Source organism: Streptomyces bacillaris, assembly GCF_003268675.1.
Classification (GTDB): domain Bacteria; phylum Actinomycetota; class Actinomycetes; order Streptomycetales; family Streptomycetaceae; genus Streptomyces; species Streptomyces bacillaris.
Genome location: NZ_CP029378.1, coordinates 6,887,043 through 6,910,271, shown reverse-complemented (window position 1 = coordinate 6,910,271; position 23,229 = coordinate 6,887,043). Strand labels below are relative to the sequence as shown.

Below are 23,229 nucleotides of genomic sequence, written 5' to 3'. Positions count from 1 at the left end.
CACTCAAGACATCAGACCAGGGGCCGGCCACACTGCACGGCACCACATCAACGAGCTGGATCGGCTACTGCATCCGCCTTGACGAGTCGGCGGACCTGGACCACGTAGAGGATCCCTGCCCACCAATACAGAGTTGTACCCCATCCTGCGAACGCCCATCCGAAAACGGCGGCCACAGTAGCCAGCCAACCACTCCCGTCGCTGAGCAGCAACAAGGGGAAGGCGTACATCAGGTTGAAGGTTGCAGCTTTTCCGAGGAAGTTGACCTGCGGCGGCGGATAGCCGTGGCGTCGCAGGATTGCCACCATCACGAGCAGCATCAGCTCACGGGCCAGAAGGGCGGCGGTGAGCCAGAGCGGCAGGATCTCGCGCCAGGTGAGGCCGAGAAGGGTGGAGAGGATGTAGAGCCGGTCGGCAGCCGGGTCCAGGAGCCGGCCGAGGCTGCTGATCTGGTTCCACCGCCGGGCGAGCTTGCCGTCCAGGTAGTCGCTGATGCCACTGAGCATCAGCACCAGCAGCGCCCAGCCATCGCTGTTGGGGCCGCCGAACACGGGGCGGAGAATCAGCCACAGGAAGAGCGGTACCCCGACAAGGCGAGCCATGCTGAGGATGTTGGGGATGGTGAGGACCCGATCCGTCTGGACCCGAGTCTCCTGGACCTCCACCCGGGGGCCTCCTGTGAAGAACGTGCGAATGATGCCCCCCGACCTTACCCTTACCCTCGGTCGCCACCCGCACAGGGGTAGGGGCAGAGCGCTGGGGAGGGGCAGAACGCAGGAAAGCCCCGCACCATACGGTGCGGGGCTTTCCCACAAAAATTGTTCGGCGGCGTCCTACTCTCCCACAGGGTCCCCCCTGCAGTACCATCGGCGCTGAAAGGCTTAGCTTCCGGGTTCGGAATGTAACCGGGCGTTTCCCTAACGCAATGACCACCGAAACACTATGAAAATTTGAACACCGGGTGTAATCACGGCTGTTCGTTATTTCAGAACTAACACAGTGGACGCGAGCAACTGAGGACAAGCCCTCGGCCTATTAGTACCAGTCAGCTCCACCCCTCACAGGGCTTCCACATCTGGCCTATCAACCCAGTCGTCTACTGGGAGCCTTAACCCCTCAAGAGGGTGGGAATACTCATCTCGAAGCAGGCTTCCCGCTTAGATGCTTTCAGCGGTTATCCTTTCCGAACGTAGCCAACCAGCCATGCCCTTGGCAGAACAACTGGCACACCAGAGGTTCGTCCGTCCCGGTCCTCTCGTACTAGGGACAGCCCTTCTCAATATTCCTACGCGCACAGCGGATAGGGACCGAACTGTCTCACGACGTTCTAAACCCAGCTCGCGTACCGCTTTAATGGGCGAACAGCCCAACCCTTGGGACCGACTCCAGCCCCAGGATGCGACGAGCCGACATCGAGGTGCCAAACCATCCCGTCGATATGGACTCTTGGGGAAGATCAGCCTGTTATCCCCGGGGTACCTTTTATCCGTTGAGCGACAGCGCTTCCACAAGCCACTGCCGGATCACTAGTCCCGACTTTCGTCCCTGCTCGACCCGTCGGTCTCACAGTCAAGCTCCCTTGTGCACTTACACTCAACACCTGATTACCAACCAGGCTGAGGGAACCTTTGGGCGCCTCCGTTACTCTTTAGGAGGCAACCGCCCCAGTTAAACTACCCATCAGACACTGTCCCTGATCCGGATCACGGACCCAGGTTAGACATCCAGCACGACCAGAGTGGTATTTCAACGACGACTCCACAACCACTGGCGTGGCCGCTTCACAGTCTCCCACCTATCCTACACAAGCCGAACCGAACACCAATATCAAACTATAGTAAAGGTCCCGGGGTCTTTCCGTCCTGCTGCGCGAAACGAGCATCTTTACTCGTAGTGCAATTTCACCGGGCCTATGGTTGAGACAGTCGAGAAGTCGTTACGCCATTCGTGCAGGTCGGAACTTACCCGACAAGGAATTTCGCTACCTTAGGATGGTTATAGTTACCACCGCCGTTTACTGGCGCTTAAGTTCTCAGCTTCGCCACCCCGAAGAGCAGCTAACCGGTCCCCTTAACGTTCCAGCACCGGGCAGGCGTCAGTCCGTATACATCGCCTTACGGCTTCGCACGGACCTGTGTTTTTAGTAAACAGTCGCTTCTCGCTGGTCTCTGCGGCCACCCCCAGCTCACGGAGCAAGTCCGATCACCAGGCGTGGCCCCCCTTCTCCCGAAGTTACGGGGGCATTTTGCCGAGTTCCTTAACCATAGTTCACCCGAACGCCTCGGTATTCTCTACCTGACCACCTGAGTCGGTTTAGGGTACGGGCCGCCATGAAACTCGCTAGAGGCTTTTCTCGACAGCATAGGATCATCCACTTCACCACAATCGGCTCGGCATCAGGTCTCAGACTTATATGCACGACGGATTTACCTACCGTGCGTCCTACACCCTTACCCCGGGACAACCACCGCCCGGGCTGGACTACCTTCCTGCGTCACCCCATCGCTTACCTACTACAAGTCTGGTTCATCGGCTCCACCACTACCCTCAACTCCGAAGAGATCGGGCCGGCTTCACGGACTTAGCATCGCCTGATTCAGTACTGGGCGTTTCAAAGCGGGTACCGGAATATCAACCGGTTGTCCATCGACTACGCCTGTCGGCCTCGCCTTAGGTCCCGACTTACCCTGGGCAGATCAGCTTGACCCAGGAACCCTTAGTCAATCGGCGCACACGTTTCTCACGTGTGTATCGCTACTCATGCCTGCATTCTCACTCGTGAACCGTCCACAACTCGCTTCCGCGGCTGCTTCACCCGGCACACGACGCTCCCCTACCCATCCATACTCCCGTTGAGGATATGTGTATGAATGACACGACTTCGGCGGTACGCTTGAGCCCCGCTACATTGTCGGCGCGGAATCACTTGACCAGTGAGCTATTACGCACTCTTTCAAGGGTGGCTGCTTCTAAGCCAACCTCCTGGTTGTCTCTGCGACTCCACATCCTTTCCCACTTAGCGTACGCTTAGGGGCCTTAGTCGATGCTCTGGGCTGTTTCCCTCTCGACCATGGAGCTTATCCCCCACAGTCTCACTGCCGCGCTCTCACTTACCGGCATTCGGAGTTTGGCTAAGGTCAGTAACCCGGTAGGGCCCATCGCCTATCCAGTGCTCTACCTCCGGCAAGAAACACACGACGCTGCACCTAAATGCATTTCGGGGAGAACCAGCTATCACGGAGTTTGATTGGCCTTTCACCCCTAACCACAGGTCATCCCCCAGGTTTTCAACCCTGGTGGGTTCGGTCCTCCACGAAGTCTTACCTCCGCTTCAACCTGCCCATGGCTAGATCACTCCGCTTCGGGTCTAGAGCGTGCAACTCAAACGCCCTGTTCGGACTCGCTTTCGCTACGGCTTCCCCACACGGGTTAACCTCGCTACACACCGCTAACTCGCAGGCTCATTCTTCAAAAGGCACGCAGTCACGACTGACAGCACAAGTGCTGCCAGCGACGCTCCCACGGCTTGTAGGCACACGGTTTCAGGTACTATTTCACTCCGCTCCCGCGGTACTTTTCACCATTCCCTCACGGTACTATCCGCTATCGGTCACCAGGGAATATTTAGGCTTAGCGGGTGGTCCCGCCAGATTCACACGGGATTTCTCGGGCCCCGTGCTACTTGGGTGATTCTCAAACGAGCCGTCAATGTTTCAGCTACGGGGGTCTTACCCTCTACGCCGGACCTTTCGCATGTCCTTCGCCTACATCAACGGTTTCTGACTCGTCTCACGGCCGGCAGACCGCAAAAGAGAACTCCCACAACCCCGCATACGCAACCCCTGCCGGGTATCACACGCATACGGTTTGGCCTCATCCAGTTTCGCTCGCCACTACTCCCGGAATCACGGTTGTTTTCTCTTCCTGAGGGTACTGAGATGTTTCACTTCCCCTCGTTCCCTCCACACTGCCTATGTGTTCAGCAGCGGGTGACAGCCCATGACGACTGCCGGGTTTCCCCATTCGGAAACCCCCGGATCAAAGCTTGGTTGACAGCTCCCCGGGGACTATCGTGGCCTCCCACGTCCTTCATCGGTTCCTGGTGCCAAGGCATCCACCGTGCGCCCTTAAAAACTTGGCCACAGATGCTCGCGTCCACTGTGCAGTTCTCAAACAACGACCAGCCACCCACCACCCCGTCCCTGAGGACGAGTTCACTGGGGCCGGATCAGAAGGAACAACCTTACGGCCGCACCCTCAGACACCCAACAACGTGCCCGACACAATCCCTCGTCCTCTGTGTTCCACGCCGAAGCAGTACTGACAGAAACCGATTGATCGTGCCGAATAGTCAACGTTCCACCCATGAGCTGACCACCGTCGAACATTTGCCGACGTAGTGGCTCTCGATTCCTTACGGAATCTAGATGCTCCTTAGAAAGGAGGTGATCCAGCCGCACCTTCCGGTACGGCTACCTTGTTACGACTTCGTCCCAATCGCCAGTCCCACCTTCGACAGCTCCCTCCCACAAGGGGTTGGGCCACCGGCTTCGGGTGTTACCGACTTTCGTGACGTGACGGGCGGTGTGTACAAGGCCCGGGAACGTATTCACCGCAGCAATGCTGATCTGCGATTACTAGCAACTCCGACTTCATGGGGTCGAGTTGCAGACCCCAATCCGAACTGAGACCGGCTTTTTGAGATTCGCTCCGCCTCACGGCATCGCAGCTCATTGTACCGGCCATTGTAGCACGTGTGCAGCCCAAGACATAAGGGGCATGATGACTTGACGTCGTCCCCACCTTCCTCCGAGTTGACCCCGGCAGTCTCCTGTGAGTCCCCATCACCCCGAAAGGCATGCTGGCAACACAGAACAAGGGTTGCGCTCGTTGCGGGACTTAACCCAACATCTCACGACACGAGCTGACGACAGCCATGCACCACCTGTATACCGACCACAAGGGGGGCACCATCTCTGATGCTTTCCGGTATATGTCAAGCCTTGGTAAGGTTCTTCGCGTTGCGTCGAATTAAGCCACATGCTCCGCTGCTTGTGCGGGCCCCCGTCAATTCCTTTGAGTTTTAGCCTTGCGGCCGTACTCCCCAGGCGGGGAACTTAATGCGTTAGCTGCGGCACCGACGACGTGGAATGTCGCCAACACCTAGTTCCCAACGTTTACGGCGTGGACTACCAGGGTATCTAATCCTGTTCGCTCCCCACGCTTTCGCTCCTCAGCGTCAGTAATGGCCCAGAGATCCGCCTTCGCCACCGGTGTTCCTCCTGATATCTGCGCATTTCACCGCTACACCAGGAATTCCGATCTCCCCTACCACACTCTAGCTAGCCCGTATCGAATGCAGACCCGGGGTTAAGCCCCGGGCTTTCACATCCGACGTGACAAGCCGCCTACGAGCTCTTTACGCCCAATAATTCCGGACAACGCTTGCGCCCTACGTATTACCGCGGCTGCTGGCACGTAGTTAGCCGGCGCTTCTTCTGCAGGTACCGTCACTTGCGCTTCTTCCCTGCTGAAAGAGGTTTACAACCCGAAGGCCGTCATCCCTCACGCGGCGTCGCTGCATCAGGCTTTCGCCCATTGTGCAATATTCCCCACTGCTGCCTCCCGTAGGAGTCTGGGCCGTGTCTCAGTCCCAGTGTGGCCGGTCGCCCTCTCAGGCCGGCTACCCGTCGTCGCCTTGGTAGGCCATTACCCCACCAACAAGCTGATAGGCCGCGGGCTCATCCTTCACCGCCGGAGCTTTCAACCCCGTTCCATGCGGAACAGAGTATTATCCGGTATTAGACCCCGTTTCCAGGGCTTGTCCCAGAGTGAAGGGCAGATTGCCCACGTGTTACTCACCCGTTCGCCACTAATCCACCACCGAAGCGGCTTCATCGTTCGACTTGCATGTGTTAAGCACGCCGCCAGCGTTCGTCCTGAGCCAGGATCAAACTCTCCGTGAATGTTTACCCGTAATCGGGTGCACACATCACGAGAGCGGAACAACAAGGTCGGAATAAGACCCGTCGTTCACAGCGTCCTCGCTGTGTATTGCCTACCGCCACACATGGCGACCGTAGGACTTTTCAAAGGAACCACCAACCTGCCGAAGCAGGCCGGGGTATCAACATATCTGGCGTTGACTTTTGGCACGCTGTTGAGTTCTCAAGGAACGGACGCTTCCTTCGGTCCCGTATCACCGGGCCCCTCCGGGCGCTTCCCTTCATTCACTTCTTTTGTGTCCTGCTGTCTTGCGTTTCCGACTCTATCAGACGCTTTCCAGTGTCCGATCCCGGTCGAAGCGGGTCCTGCTACTCGCTTTCCGGGGTTCTTCGCTTTCGCGCTTTTCCCTTTCCGGCGAGTCCGACTCTATCAGGCCTTTTCCGTTTCCTTGACCACGTCCTGCGGGCATGCCGAAGGAGCATTCATGGTTAGGATCTGGGCTTGAAGGTCGCCGCCGACCCCCGACTCAAAGTCGCGTTGGGGTCAGGCAGGAGTACGACAGTACAGGCCGCCGGGGATCGAGGCAAATCGCTTGCGGTGCACCCCTAGGCCTGTCAACCGGGCGGTCTCGGGCGGAACCGGGACTTCATATGACTTACTCTGCTGAGCAGTACGCCGTCCCCACATCAGCCGCGGCGGCGACACCTGAATCTCCACCCCCTGGGAGGCTCCCCATGACCAACGTGACGTCCCCTCTTGCCGGCCGCGCCATCGGACTCACCGAGGTTCCCGACCCGGTCTTCTCCGGCGCGATGGTCGGTCCCGGTACCGCCATCGACCCCGTACGTGAGCCCTCCGAGGCCGTATCCCCCGTCGACGGCATCGTCGTCTCCCTCCACCCCCACGCGTTCGTCGTTGTCGACAGCGAGGGGCATGGGGTGCTGACGCACCTCGGTATCGACACCGTCCAACTCAACGGCGAGGGCTTCGAGCTTCTCGTGAACAAGGGGGACACGGTCTCCCGCGGTCAGAGCATCGTGCGCTGGGACCCGGCGGGCGTCGAGGCCGCAGGCAAGTCACCCATCTGCCCCATCGTGGCCCTGGAGGCCACCGCCGAGTCGCTCTCCGACGTCCGTGAGGACGGGGACGTGAAGGTCGGCGACGCGCTGTTCGGCTGGCAGTAACTCCTCGGGCGCAGTGACAAGGCAGTTGCACAACCACCGCGGTGACACGGTCGCCGCACAACCGGAGACGGGTGAAATGGAGACAACGCTGCGAGGCGTCGGCGTGAGCCACGGTGTGGCCATCGGCGAGGTTCGGCACATGGGTACGGCGGTGCTGGAGCCGCCCGCCAAATCGATTCCCGCCGAGGAGGCCGAGCGCGAACAGGGGCGCGCCCGCCAGGCGGTGGAGGCCGTGGCCGCCGATCTGATCGCGCGCGGCAACCTGGCCGGCGGCGAGGCACAGCATGTGCTCGAGGCGCAGGCCATGATGGCGCAGGACCCCGAGCTGATGTCCGATGTCGAGCGGCGGATCGCCGTGGGCAGCACCGCCGAGCGCGGGGTGTACGACGCGTTCGCCGCGTACCGGGCGCTCCTCGCCAACGCCGGTGAGTACCTCGCGGGTCGGGTCGCCGACCTCGACGACGTACGGAACCGGATCGTGGCGCGGCTGCTCGGGGTGCCGATGCCCGGCGTGCCTGACAGCGACGAGCCGTACGTGCTGATCGCGCGTGACCTGGCTCCGGCCGACACCGCGCTGCTGGACCCGACCCTGGTGCTCGGCTTCGTGACCGAGGAGGGCGGGCCGACCAGCCACAGCGCGATCCTGGCGCGGGCGCTCGGTGTGCCTGCCGTGGTGGCTCTGCCCGGCGCCGGTGAGCTGGCCGAGGGCACGGTCGTGGCGGTGGACGGCTCCACGGGCGAGATCTTCGTGAACCCGAGCGCCGAGAAGCGGGAGGAGATGGAGAGCGCCGCTGCCGCCCGTAAGGCCGCGCTGTCCGCGTCCACCGGTCCTGGTGCCACCTCCGACGGGCACAAGGTGCCGCTGCTCGCCAATGTCGGCGGTCCGGGCGATGTGCCCGCGGCCGTCGAGGCGGGGGCCGAGGGTGTGGGGCTGTTCCGCACCGAGTTCCTCTTCCTGGACGACAGCAAGCAGGCTCCTTCCGAGGAGAAGCAGGTCGCGGCCTACCGCGCGGTGCTGGAGGCGTTCCCCGAGGGGCGTGTCGTCGTCCGCGTACTGGACGCCGGGGCCGACAAGCCGCTGGACTTCCTGACGCCGGCCGACGAGCCGAATCCGGCGCTGGGTGTGCGGGGGCTGCGAAGCCTGCTGGACCACCCCGAGGTGCTGCGTACCCAGCTGACCGCGCTGGCCAAGGCGGCCGAGGGTCTGCCGGTGTACCTGGAGGTCATGGCGCCCATGGTGGCCGACCGCATCGACGCCAAGGCGTTCGCGGACGCGTGCCGTGAGGCGGGGCTGCGGGCGAAGTTCGGCGCGATGGTGGAGATTCCGTCGGCCGCTCTGCGGGCGCGGTCGATCCTCCAGGAGGTGGAGTTCCTGTCCCTGGGCACCAACGACCTGGCGCAGTACACCTTCGCCGCCGACCGTCAGGTGGGCGCGGTGTCGCGGCTCCAGGATCCGTGGCAGCCCGCGCTGCTGGACCTGGTGGCGCTGTCCGCCGAGGCGGCTCGTGCCGAGGGCAAGAGCTGTGGTGTGTGCGGTGAGGCCGCTTCGGATCCGCTGCTGGCCTGTGTGCTGACGGGGCTGGGGGTCACCTCGCTCTCGATGGGTGCCGCGTCCATTCCTTATGTGCGCGCCACGCTGGCCAAGTACACGCTGGCGCAGTGCGAGCGTGCGGCGAACGCCGCACGCTCGGCCGACTCCGCCGACGAGGCCCGCAAGGCCGCTCAGGCGGTGCTGTCCGGCGAGTAGGCACCCCGCGGGTGGTGTGGTGGTGCAGGAGGGGCTCTCCGCCGAGGGGCGGGGAGCCCCTCCTGTCGTGTGTCCGCGTCAGCGGTGCGGTTCCGCCGGGTCGGCTCCGATGTCGAATCCCGCGCAGTACTCCACGCCGGATTCCGGGGAGACGGGCTCTCCGGTGTCGGCGTCGGTGCAGTAGGCGTTGAAGACCTCGCCCGCGGTGAGCGGGGCGAGGGCGCCGTACGCCAGGCGCCAGCCGTGGACGCGGTCGGAGGTGTCGGGGGCGCTGGTGCGGAGGACCACTCCCCCGGGTGTCTCCAGGGCGATGGCCACCGCGAGGACGCTGGCGAACTCCGCCCCCTCCGAGGCGTCGAGGCGCGCCGGTCCTGTCGCGTCGCGGTGGGTGTTGAGGACCGCCAGGAGCTGGTCGTTCTCCGTGGGGGTGGAGCAGACCAGGTGGTGCGTGCCGGGGCCCGCCGTCTCCAGCAGGCGGGTGAGGAGGTGGGAGGCCCGGTCGAAGGCGGCGCGTCCGATGTCCTGGCCGCAGTCGGCGCAGGCGCCGAGGTCCGCGAGGAGGAGGGTGGCGTACTCCCAGGTGGCCTGGCGGACCGCGCGGGAGACCAGGAGCGGGATGAGGTCGGTCAGGCGTTGGCCGGTGTAGGTGACGGTGGCTCCGGCCGCGGCGATCTCGGCGGTGAAGCGGCTGCGGCAGGCGCCGGTGTCGGCGTCGAGTCCGGACTCCGCGCAGAACTCGGCGTACTCCTCGGGGTCGAAGAGGGCGACCGTGGTGTGGATGCCCTGGGCCGTGAGGCTCTTGAGCAGGGTCTCGACCTGGTGGAGGTAGGTGGTGTGGTCGTCGAAGGGGAAGGTGCGGTAGCGGCGCATGGCCGCGAAGTCCTGCTCGTCGGCCAGCAGGCCGACGGTGCTGGGGGCTTCGCGGCGCAGGAGGCGTCGCAGGGTCGTGCCGTGTGGCGTGCGGCGTTTCCGGCCGTGCCGGGTGTCCGGCTTGATGGTGCGCTTGGTGTTCTCGTGCTGCGCCATGTGTCATGTCCCCCTGTGCGCGGTGAATCCTTGCTCACTCAGCGTAATCAGGGGGACTGACAACCGGTCCGGGACGGGTTACCGGCGGCGGCTCGCGGCCAGTTCGGCGTAGAAGTGGAGGAGGTCGAGGTTGTCGACCGAGCCCGGGTTGACCGCCTTGGCCAGCTCGGTGCCCTGGAGCAGGCGCTTGACCGGGACCTCGATGCGCTTGCCGGTGAGGGTGTGCGGGATGGCGGGGACTTCGATGACCTCGTCCGGGACGTGGCGCGGGGAGAGGTTCTCGCGGATGGTCGCCTTGATCGCGGCGCGCAGGTCGTCGTCGAGGGTGGCGCCTTCGGCGAGGTGGACGAAGAGCGGCATCCAGTAGCCGCCGTCGGGCTCTTCGAGGCCGATGACGAGGGACTCGCGGATCTCGGGGAGCCGTTCGACGGCCTCGTAGATGTCGGCGGAGCCCATGCGGACGCCCTGGCGGTTGAGGGTGGAGTCGGAGCGGCCGTGGATGACCACCGAGCCGCGGCCGGTGATGGTGATCCAGTCGCCGTGGCGCCAGACGCCGGGGTACATGTCGAAGTAGCTGTCGTGGTAGCGGCTGCCGTCGGGGTCGTTCCAGAAGCGGATCGGCATGGACGGGAGCGGGTTGGTGACGACCAGTTCGCCCACCTCGTCGGTGAGCGGCTTGCCCGAGGGGTCCCAGGACTGGAGGTCGGTGCCGAGGCAGGGGGCCTGGAGCTCCCCGATGTGGACGGGGAGGGTGGGGACGGCTCCGGCGAAGCACGAGCAGACGTCGGTGCCGCCGCTGACCGAGGCGATCCAGAGGTCGTCGGCCACCTCGTCGTGGAGCCAGCGGAAGCCGTCGGGCGGGAGCGGTGAGCCGGTGGTGGCGACGCACTGGATTCGGGAGAGGTCGAAGTCGCGGCCCGGGTGGATGTCGGCCTTGCGGCAGGCCATGACGTAGGCGGCGGAGGTGCCGTAGAGGGTGGCGCCGGTCTGTTCGGCCACCCGCCACTGGGCGCTGACGTCGGGGTAGCCGGGGCTGCCGTCGTACAGGACGACGGTGGTGCCGGTGAGGAGGCCGGAGACGAGGAAGTTCCACATCATCCAGCCGGTGGAGGTGTACCAGAAGAACCGGTCCTCGGGGCCGAGGTCGCAGTGGAGGCCGAGCTGCTTGAAGTGTTCGAGCAGGATGCCGCCCTGGGACTGGACGATGGCCTTGGGCAGGCCGGTGGTGCCGGAGGAGTAGAGGACCCAGAGCGGGTGGTCGAAGGGGACCTGTTCGAAGACCGGCTCGGTGTCGGCGGAGGTGAGCGCGGCCCAGGCGAGGGCGCCTTCGGGGGCGTCGGTGCCGAGCAGCGGGATGTGGACGACGGCGCGGAGGGTGGGCAGTTCGCGGCGGAGTTCGGCGACGGTCTCCGTACGGTCGTGCTCCTTGCCGCCGTAGCGGTAGCCGTCGACGGTGAAGAGGACGACGGGTTCGATCTGCTGGAACCGGTCGAGGACGCTGCGGGCGCCGAAGTCGGGGGCGCAGGAGGTCCAGACGCCGCCGACGGCCGCGGTGGCGAGGAAGGCGACGACGGCCTGCGGGATGTTGGGGAGGTAGCCGCTGACGCGGTCGCCGGGGGTGACGCCGAGGGCGCGGAGTTCGGCGGCCAGGGCGCCGACCTGGCGGCGGAGGTCGGACCAGCTGATCGGGACCTGGGTGTGCGTCTCGTCGACGTACAGGAGGGCCGGGGTGTCGGCGCGGGCCGGGTCCTCGGCGGTGCGCAGGGCGTGTTCGGCGTAGTTGAGGGCGGCGCCGGGGAACCAGGTGGCGCCGGGCATCGCACGGTTGCCGAGGACGCTCTCGTACGGCGTGGAGAAGCGGATGTCGAACCACTCCGCCACCGCCTGCCAGAAGGTGTCCAGCTCGTCGACGGACCAGCGGTGCAGGGCCGCGTACCCGCCCTCGGCCGGGGCGCCGAAGCGGTCGGCGGCCCAGCTCTGGAAGCGGGTGACGGCGGCCGCGGCGACGCGGTCCGGGCTCGGCTCCCAGAGGGGGGCGTCGGGCGTGGCTGCGGTCATGGGGCGGCTCCCTGGCTGGACGGGTACGCGGGTGGCGTGTCGGCGCGCACGGGCTGGGGTGTGCGCGTGAGCGGCTGACACGGACGATGCCATGTGATCGTCTTCGGCACCAGGGTGGGTCGGCGTGACGCGGGGCTCCGCAGGGGCCCACGAGGGTGGGTGGCGGGCCGTCGGTGGGCCGGGCGGTTGCGCGGCGGAGCGGGTGAACGGGAGTTGAACGGGAGGTTCTGCGGTCCTGGCGGGTGGCATGGTGTGCGCCATGGACGGTCGTGACCTGGTGCGTCGGGTGAGTTTGGTCGGTTCGGTACGGGGGCTGCGCACGCTGCGCGCGGCCTGGCGGCGCCGGTCGGCGGATGCGAAGGCGCTGCCCGCGCGCGGTGCGGAGCGGGCCCGGGTGCCCGGTGCTCTGGTGGGGGCGGAGCCCGGGCCGGGCGGGGGCGTGGTGCGGTTCGCCCGTTCGGAGCTGCGGGTGCGGGTGGCGGTGGGCGGTGCGGTGTTCTGGGCGTGGGACGGGGCCGATCCGCTGCCGTCGTACGCGCTGGCGGGCGAGGTGCCCGCGGCCGATCCGCGGGCGGTGCTGGAGCCGGGCCAGGACGGTGGCTGGCAGGTGGTCTCCGAGCGGCTGACGGTGGTGGTCTCGCGGACGGGTGCGGTGGAGCTGCGGACGCCGGGCGGGGTGCTGTTGCGGCGGGAGTTGCCGCCGCGCTGGTGGGAGCCGGTGGGCGGGGGCCCGGTGCGGTGGGTGCAGCGGTCGGAGGTGCCGGCGGACGCCCGGTTCTTCGGGCTGGGCGGGCGGGCGTCGGGGCCCCGGCTGCGGGACGGGGCGTACGGGCTGTGGAACACCGATCCGGGCGGCCGGTTCGGACCGGGGGACGATCCGCTGTATCTGACGATGCCGGTGCAGGTGGTGGTCTCGGACGCCGGGACGCATCTGGCGTTCCACGACAACACCTGGGCGGGGCGGGTGGTGGTGCGTGAGGGCGCGGAGGGGGCGGGCTCGGGGCACGACCGGCCGGGCACGTGCGAGGTGCGGATGGAGGGCGGGCCGCTGCGGTGCTGGGTGGTGGCGGGGACGCCGGCCCGGGTGCTGCGCGGGTGGACGGCGTTGACGGGCGCGCCCGCCGTGCCGCCGTCGTGGGCGCTGGGGCCGCAGCACGCCCGCTGGGGGTTCGGCAGCGAGCGGGAGGTGCGGCGGGTGGTGGCCGGGTACCGGGAGCGGGGACTTCCGCTCTCCGTGCTGCATCTGGACATCGACCACTACGACGGCCACCGGGTGTTCACGGTCGACCGGGAGCGGTTCCCCGGTCTGCCCGGGCTGGCGAAGGAGCTGCGGGCGGAGGGGGTGCGGCTGGTGTCGATCGTGGACCCGGCGGTGAAGGCCGAGCCGGGGGACGAGGTGTTCGACGCGGGGCTGGCGGTCGGGGAGCGCGGGGCGTACGTCCGGGACGCTCGGGGCGGGTGGTGGTGGGTGAGGTGTGGCCCGGGGCCTGCGTCTATCCGGATTTCACCGATCCGCTTGTGCGGGAATGGTGGGGATCTCTGTACGAGGAGCGGCTTGCGCAGGGCTTCTCGGGGGTCTGGCACGACATGAACGAGCCGGTGTCGTTCACCGCGTTCGGGGACCCGTCGCTGCCCCGTTCCGCCCGGCATAGCCTGGAAGGCGCGGGCGGCGACCACCGCGAGGCGCACAACGTGTACGGGCTGGCGATGGCCCGTGCCGGATACGAGGGGCTGCTCCGGCTGCGCCCCGAGGAGCGGCCGTTCCTGTTCTCCCGGTCGGGGTGGGCGGGGATGCAGCGGTACGGGGGCACCTGGTCCGGTGATGTGTCGACCGGGTGGCCGGGGCTGCGGGCCTCGCTCTCGCTGGTGCTGGGCCTGGGGCTGTGCGGAGTGCCGTACTCGGGTCCGGACGTGGGCGGGTTCGACGGGTCGCCGTCGCCGGAGCTGTATCTGCGCTGGTTCCAGCTGGGCGCGTATCTGCCGTTGTTCCGGACGCACTCGGCGATCGACGCGGGGCGGCGGGAGCCGTGGGAGTTCGGGCCGGAGGTGCTGGAGCACGCGCGGGCGGCGCTGGTGGAGCGGGAGCGGCTGCACCCGTACTTCGTGACCCTGTCGCAGGTGGCGCGGCTGTCGGGGGCGCCCTATGTGCGGCCGGTGTGGTGGGCGGCGCCGGGCGACCGGGGGTTGCGGGGGTGCGAGGACGCGTTTCTGCTGGGCGACGCGCTGCTGGTGGCGCCGGTGATGGAGGCGGGTGCGGACCGGCGGGTGGTGCGGCTGCCCCGGGGGCGCTGGTACGACACGGTGACCGGGCGGGCGTACGAGGGGCCGGGGCCGGTGGTGGTCGACGCCCCGCTCTCCCGGATTCCGGTGCTGGCCCGGGCGGGGGCGGTGATTCCGGTACGGGACGCGGACGGGGAGCTGGAACTGGAGGTGTGGGCCCCGGCTCCGGGGCGGTCCGGGGGCGGGCTGGTGGTCCGGGACCCCGGTGACGGGTGGGCGGAGGCCGAACTCGAACGGTATGTGGCGCGGTGGGAGGGGGACCGCGTGGTGGTGGAGCGGGACGGTGGCGGGGAGGGGGGCCCGGCGGTCGGTCTTCCGGTGCGGGTGCGGGGGGTGGCGGAGGGGTAGGGGGCGGACGGCGGAGGGTTGTCGGGTGGGGTCCCGTACGTCCCGGAGGCCGTGCGGGACCCGTACCTCTCAGCCGTAGCGGCCCGCGAACCAGGCGTTGGCCGCCTCCGTGTGCAGCGGGAACGTCAGCGGGCGCGGGGCGGGGAGGATCTCGTACCCCGAAGTCTCGTGCGTGGGGACGGAGGGCGGCAGGCTCGACAGGGGGCGGGGCGGGAGGAGCCCGAAGAGCAGGAGGTGGCCGGCGGTGTCGCTGAGGGCGTCGGCGAGGCGGACGTCCTGGGCCGCCGCCTCGATGCCGGTCTCCTCGCGCAGTTCCCGGACGACCGCGTCGCGCCAGTCCTCCGTGTGGTCGACGAAGCCGCCGGGGAGGGCCGTACCGCCCTTCTGCGGTTCGATGGTGCGCGTGATGACGACGAGTCCGGTCGGGCCGGGGCCGCTCACGGGGAGCAGGGCCACGGCGACCGGGAGCGGGTTGCGGTAGGCGGTGGTGCCGCAGCGGGCGCAGGTGCGGGGCCAGGTGCCGGGAGAGGCGAGGGCGGTGTACGGGGCTCCGCAGGTGGAGCAGTGGGAGTCCCTGACGTACGGGGACAGCGGGCGGTCGGGCGGCGGGGCGGGGCTGCTGGTGGGCTCGGACACGGGCGGACTGTAGCCGATCGTCCTTCCGCCGGGGGCGGGAAGCTGATAGACGGTGTGCCCATGACAGGAATGCGTACCGCTCTCCGCGCCCTGGCCACCGCTGCTGCCGCCACTGCCCTGCTGGTCGGCGTGGCCGTCTCCCCCGCGCCCGCACAGGCCCCCGCTCGACCCGTGAAGGCGCCCGAAGGGTTCGTGGCGTTGCGGTCGGTGGATCCGACGATCATCCAGGAGATGCGCTACACCACCGCGCACACCTTCCTCGGTGAGCGGGTCGAAGGCTATCGGCAGCCGGTCTGCATCCTCACCCGCCCCGCCGCCCAGGCTCTGCACCGGGCGCAGCAGCGGCTGCTGCGGCAGGGCTACTCACTGAAGGTGTACGACTGTTACCGGCCGCAGCGGGCGGTGGACCACTTCGTGCGCTGGGCGAAGGATCCCGACGACCAGTCCATGAAGGGGGAGTTCTATCCGCGGGTCGACAAGTCCCGGCTGTTCGAGGACGGTTACATCGCGGAGAAGTCCGGGCACAGCAGGGGCAGCACGGTGGACCTGACGCTGGTCCGGCTGCCGGCGCTGCCGACCAGGCCGTACCGTCCGGGCGAGAGGCTGACGCCCTGCTTCGCGCCGAAGAGCGAGCGGTTCCCCGACAACTCGGTGGACATGGGCACCGGTTACGACTGCTTCGACACGCTCTCGCACACGGACGATCCCCGGATCCAGGGGGTGCAGCGCGCCAACCGGCAGTTCCTGAAGCGGACGTTGGCCGAGGTGGGGTTCGTGAATCTGCCCGAGGAGTGGTGGCACTTCACCCACAAGCCCGAGCTGTTCCCGGACACCTATTTCGACTTCCCGGTGGATCGCCGGGCGGTCGCCGGGCGCTGAGGGGGCGGGTACCGAAGAGGGGCCCGGAGGGGGTGGTGAACGGGCGGACCGGGACCACCCCCGTGGGCTCCGGCCCGCCCGTTCTTCCTTTCGGACGCGCAAGGGGCGTGTTCGGTTGCCGATCGGGCGGCTACGGTGCCCGTATGTCACAGCAGACGTTCGATTCGTACGAGGAATTCTGGCCGTACTACGTCGCGATGCACTCCCGTGCCGCCACCCGCTGGGTCCATCTGACCGGCACGCTGACCGGTCTCGCGATCTCCGTCTACGGGCTGGCGCGGGGCCGGAAGCGGTATCTGGCGGCGCTGCCGCTGATCGGGTACGGCACGGCCTGGCCGGCCCACTTCCTGATCGAGAAGAACAACCCGGCGACCTTCGGGCATCCGGCGTGGTCGCTGCGCGGGGACGCGCAGATGATCCGGATGATGCTCGCGGGCCGCGACGCGGAGCTGGCGGAGACGGCGGCGAAGTGGCTGGCCGAGCACGGCAGCGACTGAGCGCCGGGACCGCCCGGAGGTTCCGTCCGGGCTCTCGCCGTGCGCGGACGACCGTGGCACACTTCTGACGTTCCGTCAGATTCGGTGTCGGGGAGGCGCTTTGTCGCGTACGCGGATACCCGTCGTGGCCGGTTGGTTCACCGAGGGCGCCACCGAGGAGGAGTTCCGGCTGCTGGGCACCCGCTGCTCGGCGTGCGGGACGGTGTACTTCCCCCGGGAGGACGGCCACTGCCGCAACCCGCTGTGCGAGGGCGGGGAATTGGCGGAGGTCGCGCTGTCGAAGCGGGGCACGGTGTGGTCCTGCACCGACGGGCGGTACCGGCCCCCTCCCCCGTACGTCAGCGATCCCGGGGTGCCCTGGGTGCCGTACACGCTGGTCGCCGTGGAGCTGGCGGCCGAGCGCATGGTGGTGCTGGGGCAGGCCCCACCCGGGGTGGGCGTGGCGGATCTGCCCGTCGGGTCGGTGGTGGAGGTGGTGCCGGGCGCGCTGGACGAGGACGCGGCGGCCGGCACCGTCCATACGACCTGGCACTGGCGGCCCGTGGCGGCGGAGGCTCTGTCGTGAGCGGCGATGTGGCCGTGCTCGGGGCCGGGATGCACCCGTGGGGCAAGTGGGGGCGCAGCTTCGTCACGTACGGGCGGGCCGCCGCGCACGCCGCTCTCGCGGACGCGGGCATCGGGTGGCCCGAGGTGGGGTCGGTGGTGGGCGCGCAGACGGTCCGGGGCGGCTATCCGGGGTACGTGGCCGGGGCGACGTTCGCGCGGGCGCTCGGGTGGCAGGGGGCGCGGGTGACCTCCGTCTACGCCGCCTGTGCGTCGGGGGCGCAGGCCATCGACACCGCGCGGGCCCAGATCCTGGCGGGGATGGCCGATGTGGTGCTGGTGGTGGGGGCGGACGCGGCGCCGAAGGGATTCTTCGCCCCGGCGGGCGGGGAGCGGCCGGACGATCCGGACTGGCTGCGGTTCCGGGTGCTCGGGGCGACGAACCCGGCGTACTTCGGGCTGTACGCCCGGCGCCGGATGGCGGTGCACGGGGACTCGCCGGAGGACTTCGCGCTGGTCAAGGTGAAGAACGCGGCGGCGGGGGCGCTCAACGCGTACGCCCGTTACCGAACTCCCGTGACGGCGGAGGAGGTTGCGGCCTCGGCCGTCGTCGCGGATCCGCTGCGGCTGCTGGACATCTGCGCCACCTCCGACGGGGCGGCGGCGCTGGTGCTGTGCGGCATGGAGTTCGCGCGGCGGCGCGGAGTGACCGACCCGGTGCGGATCCGGGCCGTCTCCACCGTGACGCCGACCTTTCCGAGGACCGTGCTCGATCTGCCGGACATCGGCACCGACTCGGCGGTGGCCGTCGAGCCCTCGCCGGTGGGCTTCCGGGCGTCGATCGCGCGGGCCACGTACGAGGAGGCGGGGATCGGGCCGGAGGACCTGTCGCTGGCGGAGGTCTACGACCTGTCCACGGCACTGGAGTTGGAGTGGTACGAGGACATCGGGCTCTGCGCTCCGGGCGAGGGCGCCCAGCTGGTACGGGAAGGGGTGACCGCGCTGGGCGGGCGCGTCCCGGTCAACGCGAGCGGCGGTCTGGCCTCGTTCGGTGAGGCCGTGCCCGCGCAGGCCATCGCCCAGGTGTGCGAACTGACCCAGCAGTTGCGGGGCCGGGCCGGGGGACGTCAGGTGCCGGGCGCCCGGGTGGGCATCACGGCCAACCAGGGGCTGTTCGGGCATGGTTCGGCGGTGATCGCCGTCCGCTGAGGAGTTCCGCCGGGAAGTCGCGTCGAGGGAGTCGCGTTGGGGAAGTCGCGTCGGAGTCGCATGGGGGAGTTCTTTTGTATACCCATGACTTGACGGGGCGTCACGATCGCAGAACACTCACAGCCCGGCCCGTCCGGACGATGTGCGGCCCGTACCCCTGTCGGCGGGGGTACGGGCCGTACGCGTACCCCCGGGTCGTCAGGGGTTCAGGTGGCGACGGGCGGGCGGTCCCGGGCCGCGCGCTCCAGGGCGTGCTCGACCACCGCGACCAGGACGTCACGGACTGACGCGCGGTCCCGTGCGTCGCACAGCAGCACCGGGACCTCGGGGTCGAGGTCGAGCGCGGCCCGCACGGTCTGTGCGGGGAACCTGCCCGCCCCCTCGAAGCAGTTGACGGCCACCGTGAACGGGATCCGGCGGCGCTCGAAGTAGTCAACCGCCGCGAAGCAGTCCTCCAGGCGCCGGGTGTCCGCGAGGACCACCGCGCCCAGAGCACCCTGGGCCAGCTCGTCCCAGAGGAACCAGAAGCGGTCCTGGCCCGGCGTGCCGAAGAGGTAGAGGACCAGGTCCTCGCGGAGCGTGATCCGGCCGAAGTCCATGGCGACCGTGGTGGTCGTCTTGGACTCGACGCCCGCGAGGTCGTCGACCGGACGGCCCGCCTCGGTGAGGCGTTCCTCGGTGCGCAGGGGCCGGATCTCGCTGACCGCGCCGACCGCGGTCGTCTTGCCCACCCCGAAGCCTCCCGCCACCAGGATCTTCAGGGTGATGGGCTCGACGGGCCGCTGCTTGGCGCGGCTAGAGCGCCCGAAGGCCATTGATCACCTCACGGAGAATGTTCACGTCCGGCAGTTCGGCCGGCGGAACGGGGCGGGTGACGTGCACCAGCTCGTCCTCGACGAGATCGCCCACCAGGACCCGTACCACCCCTACCGGGAGGTCGAGTTCGGCGGCGAGTTCGGCGATCGACTGGGGCGCGTCGCTGCAGAGTTCGACGATGGTGACGTGTTCGGGCGAGAGCGTCTGGTCCCGGCCGGGGTCCTCGGCCGCCGGTTCGGGCACGACGAGCGCGATGAGGTCGAGCCGGTGCCGGGACGCGCTGCTGGTGCGACCCCGGGTCATGGCGTACGGGCGGACCACGGGGCCGGCCTCCGCGTCGTACCAGCGCGAGGACTGAGGGTCGGCGGTGGCCGCCGACAGGGCGTCGGGGCTCCCGGCTCCGCCGTCCGTGCCGAAGCCGGGGGCCGGGTCGCGGGGGGAGTCAGCGCTCATGCCCGCCCCTCACCCTCCGGCGGGCTGACCGGTCGTCCGCGGGGCGTTGGCCAGGTGGGCCCCCACACGCTTGACCATGAGTGTCATCTCGTACGCCACCTGGCCCACGTCGGAGTCCGCGTCGGCCAGCACGGCGAGACAGCTGCCGTCCCCGGCCGCCGTGACGAAGAGGAACGCCTCGTCGAGTTCGACGACGGTCTGGCGGACTCGGCCCGCCTCGAAGTGGCGTCCCACCCCCTTGGCGAGGCTGTGGAACCCGGAGGCGACGGCGGCCAGATGCTCGCTGTCCTCCCGGGTCAGGTCCTGCGAGGCGCCGGTGGCCAGCCCGTCGCTGGAGAGCACCAGCGCCTTGCGGATGCTGGCGACGCGCTGGACGAGCTCGTCCAGCAGCCAGTTGAGTTCGCCCGAGCCCTGGCGTGCGGAGTTGGGTGCTGCGGCGTTCGGTGCGGTCATCGACCGTCCCCTCCCGGAGTGGTTCCTGGTGCTGTTCCCTCGGGGCCGGCCGCGTCCTCGGCGTTCTGCCGACGACCGCGCTGCCAGCCGCGCTGGAGTGATGCCATGCGATTGCGTACTTCGTCCGCGTCCCGGTCGAAGTCGTCGACCGTCTCGGCGGGCGCCCGGTACGGAGTCCGGTCGGCGGAGTCCTCACGGAGCTGGGGGGCGAGGCTGGCCTGCCGGACCCGCCGGGGCAGGCCGCCCACGGTGTCGGGGGCGGTGCCGGGTCTGGCCTCGGTGGTGGTGCGAGGTGGTTCCGGGGTGTGCGGCGGCTCGGGTGCGGTGAGCGGTACGGGGTTGCGCCGGGCGGCACGGGCGGCCCAGGGGGTGGTGTGCGCGACCGGGCCGGTCGGGGTGCGGGGCGCGGTGGCGGGCGGCTCGTCGGCGGGGGCGTCCGGGGCCTGGTCGTCCACGCGGCGGCCCCGGTCGGTGACCAGGGTCGGCGGCGTACGGCGCGGCAGCGGCACGGGGCCCTTGGGGCGCATCGGGCGGACCTCCGCCTTGCGGCCTTCGCCGTCGTGGTCGCGGGCCTGCTGGTGCTGGTCGCGGCGCGCCTCCCAGACCTCGTCCTCGCGGTTCGGGCCCCGTCCGTCCCGGTCGTCGTCCTTGCGGCGCGTGCCCCTGCCCTCGCCGTGGCGCGTGCCCCTGCCGTCGTCGTGGAACGGGTCGCGGCCGTCCTCGCGGCGCAGGTCGCGGGCGCGGAAGATGCCGCCGCGCTCGCTCTCGGTGTCCTCCAGGTCGGAGACCCCGTCGAGCACCGGTCCCAGAGCGGGGTCCAGGGCCGGGTCGGAGGCTCGGTCCAGCGGGTCGCCGGCGAGGTCAAGGGGGCCGATCGGGGCCTCCAGTTCGACCGGGCCGTCGAGCACCGCCGGACCGGTGAGGCCGGTGGGGACCGGGGAGAGGACGGCGGACCTGCCGTTGGCCCTGCGGTCCCCGCCCGACGGCGCGGTGCCCTCCGCCTTCCGGCCCGCGTCGGCTCCCCGGCCGCTGCCGATCGCCCGTTCGGCCCGGCGGTCGAGCCGGAAGCCGGTGCCGTGGGTGTCGGGGGCCTCGGTGAGGAGGGCGGCGGGGATGAAGACGACCGCGGTGGTGCCTCCGTACGGCGATTTCTGCAGGGAGACCCGGACGTTCTGGCGCTGGGCGAGGCGGCTGACCACGAAGAGGCCGAGGCGGTCGGTGTCGGAGAGCTCGAAGTCGGGGGTCTCCGCGAGCCTCAGGTTGGCGTCGAGCAGGACCTCGGGGGGCATACCGAGGCCTCGGTCGTGGATTTCGAGGGTGAAGCCGTTGGAGACGCGTTCGCCGTGCACCTGGACCGCGGTGTGCGGGGGTGAGAAGACGGTGGCGTTCTCCAGGAGTTCGGCGATGAGGTGGGTGAGGTCGGCGACGGCGGGGCCGCCCACGCCGATCCGGGGCAGCCGCCTGACCTCGATGCGCTCGTAGTCCTCGACCTCGGCGACGGCGGCCCGTACGACGTCCATGAGCTGGATCGGCTTGCGCCACTGGCGGGAGGGGGCGGCGCCGGAGAGGATCACGAGCCCCTCGGCGTGGCGGCGCATGCGGGTGGTGAGGTGGTCCAGGCGGAACAGGTCGGCCAGTTCGTCGCTGTTCTCGGTGCGGCGCTCCATCGCGTCCAGCAGGGTGAGCTGGCGGTGCAGGAGGACCTGGTTGCGGCGGGCGAGGTTGACGAAGACCTCGGAGACGCCGCGCCGCATGTCCGCCTGCTTGACGGCGGCCTCGACGGCGGCGCGCTGGAGGGTGTTGAGCGCCTGGCCGACCTGGCCGATCTCGTCGCGGTCGTAGGTGAGGTGCGGGGCCTCGGTCTCGACGTCGACCTGCTCACCGGCGGCCAGTCGGCGCATGACGCTCGGCAGCCGGACGCCGGAGACCTCGTGGGCGTCCTTGCGGAGCCGGGAGAGGTCGCGGACCAGCTCACGGCCGATGCGTACGGAGACGAAGATCGAGACGATCAGGGCCAGGAAGCCGAGGACTCCGGCGACCCCGGCCTGGGCGAGGACCCGGTAGCCGGCCGGTTCCGCACGGTCCTGGAAGCGGTCGCTCATCTCCGTGGAGTCGGCCGCGAGCCGGTCGAGGACGGGCGGGGCGACTTCCTGCCAGCGTGCGGTGTCGACGGCGCCCGGGCGCTTGGTGGGTCCGGCGGCGATCAGGGCGTCCTCGGCGGTGCGCAGCGGTTCGGCGTCCGGGCTGCTCCAGAACTGTTCGACGCGGCGGCGTTCGGCGGCGGGGAGGTTCTCCAGGCTGACGTCGTACAGCAGTTGGCGCTGGGCCACCAGGCCGGATATCTGGCGGAGTTCGGCGGTGGTGAAGCGGCCCGTGATGAGGCCGGAGGCGACGAGGGCGTCCTCCCGCGACAGCATCTCGCGGGCCCGGGATATCCCGACCAGCGCCCGCATCTCCTTGTCCAGTGAACCGTTCTTCGTGGTGTGGAGACCATTGAGGAAACGGTACGCGGGGTCGACGAGGCCGTTGTAGAAGTCCAGCGCCTTCGCCCGGCCGATGGTGCGCTTCTCGACCGATTCGCGCAGCGAGCCCAGTCCGTCGACTGCGGTCAGGATCGCGTCGAGACGGGTGCGGGACTCGGGTTCCAGCGCCTCGCGGACGTCGCTCTGCCCGGCGCTCTCCTTGACCTCGGCCACGATTCGGTCGGTGTCGGCGCGCCGGCTCAGCAGGAGGGGCAGGGCGTCGGAGGCGCGGGGATCGGCCAGGAAGACGAGGGTCTGACGGCGCTCGGCCTGGACGGTGCGGACCGCCTCCTCCAGGGGTCCGGCGACCTTCTCGACGGTGTTGCCGACGTTGATCAGCTCGGCCGCCTGGCGGCCGGTGACGTAGGTGGCCAGGCCCCAGAGGCCCGTGAGGGAGACGAGCGGCACCAGCAGCAACGCCACGATCTTCCTGCGGATGGACTTCCCGCGAAAGCGCATGGCCTCCCCCAGATCGGCCCCGCTCCGCGGGGGTGGTCTTCTCCCGGTCGTCCCTCGACCCTGCCCCGACGTTCGCCCCGTATACACCGGTGCGCATCGGACCGACGCGGGCGAGGGTCCGTCCTACGTCAATAAACGGCGCGAGCCTACTACTGACACAGAGACAACTCGAA

14 protein-coding genes, 3 rRNA genes and 1 pseudogene are annotated in these 23,229 nt (G+C 68.8%); 7 read left to right on the top strand and 11 right to left on the bottom strand.

The genetic code is table 11. From position 1 onward, the window contains the following. Positions 1-47: 47 nt before the first annotated feature. From DJ476_RS30150 to DJ476_RS30135, 4 genes are all read right to left on the bottom strand, one after another. Complete coding sequence (locus tag DJ476_RS30150; RefSeq protein ID WP_018492679.1) at positions 48-665, bottom strand: CDP-alcohol phosphatidyltransferase family protein; 618 nt, start codon at positions 663-665, stop codon at positions 48-50. Positions 666-820: 155 nt separating this feature from the next. After that, positions 821-937: ribosomal RNA gene (gene rrf, locus DJ476_RS30145) — 5S ribosomal RNA — on the bottom strand. Between the two features lie 78 nt (positions 938-1,015). Beyond that, positions 1,016-4,141 (bottom strand): 23S ribosomal RNA (locus tag DJ476_RS30140). A 297-nt stretch (positions 4,142-4,438) separates the two neighbouring features. Beyond that, positions 4,439-5,966 (bottom strand): 16S ribosomal RNA (locus DJ476_RS30135). Together the 16S, 23S and 5S rRNA genes form the textbook arrangement of a ribosomal RNA operon. Before the next feature lie 714 nt (positions 5,967-6,680). On the opposite strand from DJ476_RS30135, the gene DJ476_RS30130 reads away from it, so the two are divergent. Beyond that, a complete protein-coding gene (locus tag DJ476_RS30130) occupies positions 6,681-7,130 on the top strand; it encodes a PTS sugar transporter subunit IIA (protein ID WP_070204914.1) in 450 nt (149 codons plus the stop codon). A gap of 76 nt (positions 7,131-7,206) precedes the next feature. Then, positions 7,207-8,877, top strand: coding sequence for a phosphoenolpyruvate--protein phosphotransferase (ptsP, locus tag DJ476_RS30125; RefSeq protein WP_070204913.1), 1,671 nt, complete (start codon positions 7,207-7,209; stop codon positions 8,875-8,877). Positions 8,878-8,955: 78 nt separating this feature from the next. Here the strand turns inward: ptsP and DJ476_RS30120 are convergent, their stop codons facing one another. Together DJ476_RS30120 and DJ476_RS30115 are read right to left on the bottom strand one after the other, a co-directional pair. Then, positions 8,956-9,903 carry a hypothetical protein gene (locus tag DJ476_RS30120; RefSeq protein ID WP_112491972.1) on the bottom strand — a complete coding sequence of 316 codons (948 nt, stop codon included), beginning with the start codon at positions 9,901-9,903 and terminating at the stop codon, positions 8,956-8,958. Positions 9,904-9,981: 78 nt separating this feature from the next. Next, the gene (locus DJ476_RS30115; RefSeq protein ID WP_103421813.1) at positions 9,982-11,961 is read right to left on the bottom strand and encodes an acetoacetate--CoA ligase; all 1,980 of its coding nucleotides are present in this window, start codon (positions 11,959-11,961) and stop codon (positions 9,982-9,984) included. 259 nt (positions 11,962-12,220) lie between these two features. On the opposite strand from DJ476_RS30115, the pseudogene DJ476_RS30105 reads away from it, so the two are divergent. Further along, positions 12,221-14,589: pseudogene (locus DJ476_RS30105) on the top strand (glycoside hydrolase family 31 protein). Between the two features lie 69 nt (positions 14,590-14,658). Here the strand turns inward: DJ476_RS30105 and DJ476_RS30100 are convergent. Next, on the bottom strand, positions 14,659-15,225 hold the full coding sequence (locus DJ476_RS30100; protein ID WP_112491970.1) for an NUDIX domain-containing protein: 567 nt from the start codon (positions 15,223-15,225) through the stop codon (positions 14,659-14,661). 60 nt (positions 15,226-15,285) lie between these two features. Here DJ476_RS30100 and DJ476_RS30095 point away from each other — a divergent pair, with 60 nt between their 5' ends. The 4 genes from DJ476_RS30095 (at position 15,286) to DJ476_RS30080 (ending at position 18,353) form a co-directional block, all read left to right on the top strand. Continuing rightward, on the top strand, positions 15,286-16,104 hold the full coding sequence (locus DJ476_RS30095; protein ID WP_112491969.1) for a M15 family metallopeptidase: 819 nt from the start codon (positions 15,286-15,288) through the stop codon (positions 16,102-16,104). Between the two features lie 143 nt (positions 16,105-16,247). After that, complete coding sequence (locus tag DJ476_RS30090; RefSeq protein WP_028419719.1) at positions 16,248-16,601, top strand: DUF962 domain-containing protein; 354 nt, start codon at positions 16,248-16,250, stop codon at positions 16,599-16,601. Positions 16,602-16,725: 124 nt separating this feature from the next. Then, on the top strand, positions 16,726-17,166 hold the full coding sequence (locus tag DJ476_RS30085) for a Zn-ribbon domain-containing OB-fold protein (protein WP_112491968.1): 441 nt from the start codon (positions 16,726-16,728) through the stop codon (positions 17,164-17,166). Then, positions 17,163-18,353 carry a lipid-transfer protein gene (locus DJ476_RS30080; protein WP_112491967.1) on the top strand — a complete coding sequence of 397 codons (1,191 nt, stop codon included), beginning with the start codon at positions 17,163-17,165 and terminating at the stop codon, positions 18,351-18,353. The genes DJ476_RS30085 and DJ476_RS30080 overlap by 4 nt, the downstream gene beginning before the upstream one ends. A 206-nt stretch (positions 18,354-18,559) precedes the next feature. Here the strand turns inward: DJ476_RS30080 and DJ476_RS30075 are convergent, their stop codons facing one another. From DJ476_RS30075 to DJ476_RS30060, 4 genes are read right to left on the bottom strand one after another with little or no spacing between them, the layout of a single operon-like run. Beyond that, positions 18,560-19,168: a GTP-binding protein gene (locus DJ476_RS30075; RefSeq protein ID WP_070204905.1), complete on the bottom strand. Its 609-nt coding sequence runs from the start codon at positions 19,166-19,168 to the stop codon at positions 18,560-18,562. Next, positions 19,149-19,622, bottom strand: coding sequence for a DUF742 domain-containing protein (locus tag DJ476_RS30070; RefSeq protein ID WP_103421820.1), 474 nt, complete (start codon positions 19,620-19,622; stop codon positions 19,149-19,151). The genes DJ476_RS30075 and DJ476_RS30070 overlap by 20 nt, the downstream gene beginning before the upstream one ends. A 9-nt stretch (positions 19,623-19,631) precedes the next feature. Continuing rightward, positions 19,632-20,075, bottom strand: coding sequence for a roadblock/LC7 domain-containing protein (locus DJ476_RS30065; RefSeq protein WP_070204902.1), 444 nt, complete (start codon positions 20,073-20,075; stop codon positions 19,632-19,634). Then, positions 20,072-23,056, bottom strand: coding sequence for a sensor histidine kinase (locus tag DJ476_RS30060; RefSeq protein ID WP_112491966.1), 2,985 nt, complete (start codon positions 23,054-23,056; stop codon positions 20,072-20,074). Before DJ476_RS30060 ends, DJ476_RS30065 begins: the two co-directional genes overlap by 4 nt. Positions 23,057-23,229: the final 173 nt, after the last annotated feature.

What these genes read in the sequence shown, in the direction of transcription:
- DJ476_RS30130 (WP_070204914.1), top strand. Translation starts at nt 6,681, where the DNA reads ATGACCAACGTGACGTCCCCTCTTGCCGGCCGCGCCATCGGACTCACC.
- ptsP (WP_070204913.1), top strand. Translation starts at nt 7,207, where the DNA reads ATGGAGACAACGCTGCGAGGCGTCGGCGTGAGCCACGGTGTGGCCATC.
- DJ476_RS30120 (WP_112491972.1), bottom strand. Translation starts at nt 9,903, where the DNA reads ATGGCGCAGCACGAGAACACCAAGCGCACCATCAAGCCGGACACCCGG.
- DJ476_RS30115 (WP_103421813.1), bottom strand. Translation starts at nt 11,961, where the DNA reads ATGACCGCAGCCACGCCCGACGCCCCCCTCTGGGAGCCGAGCCCGGAC.
- DJ476_RS30095 (WP_112491969.1), top strand. Translation starts at nt 15,286, where the DNA reads ATGACAGGAATGCGTACCGCTCTCCGCGCCCTGGCCACCGCTGCTGCC.
- DJ476_RS30090 (WP_028419719.1), top strand. Translation starts at nt 16,248, where the DNA reads ATGTCACAGCAGACGTTCGATTCGTACGAGGAATTCTGGCCGTACTAC.
- DJ476_RS30075 (WP_070204905.1), bottom strand. Translation starts at nt 19,168, where the DNA reads ATGGCCTTCGGGCGCTCTAGCCGCGCCAAGCAGCGGCCCGTCGAGCCC.
- DJ476_RS30070 (WP_103421820.1), bottom strand. Translation starts at nt 19,622, where the DNA reads ATGAGCGCTGACTCCCCCCGCGACCCGGCCCCCGGCTTCGGCACGGAC.
- DJ476_RS30065 (WP_070204902.1), bottom strand. Translation starts at nt 20,075, where the DNA reads ATGACCGCACCGAACGCCGCAGCACCCAACTCCGCACGCCAGGGCTCG.
- DJ476_RS30060 (WP_112491966.1), bottom strand. Translation starts at nt 23,056, where the DNA reads ATGCGCTTTCGCGGGAAGTCCATCCGCAGGAAGATCGTGGCGTTGCTG.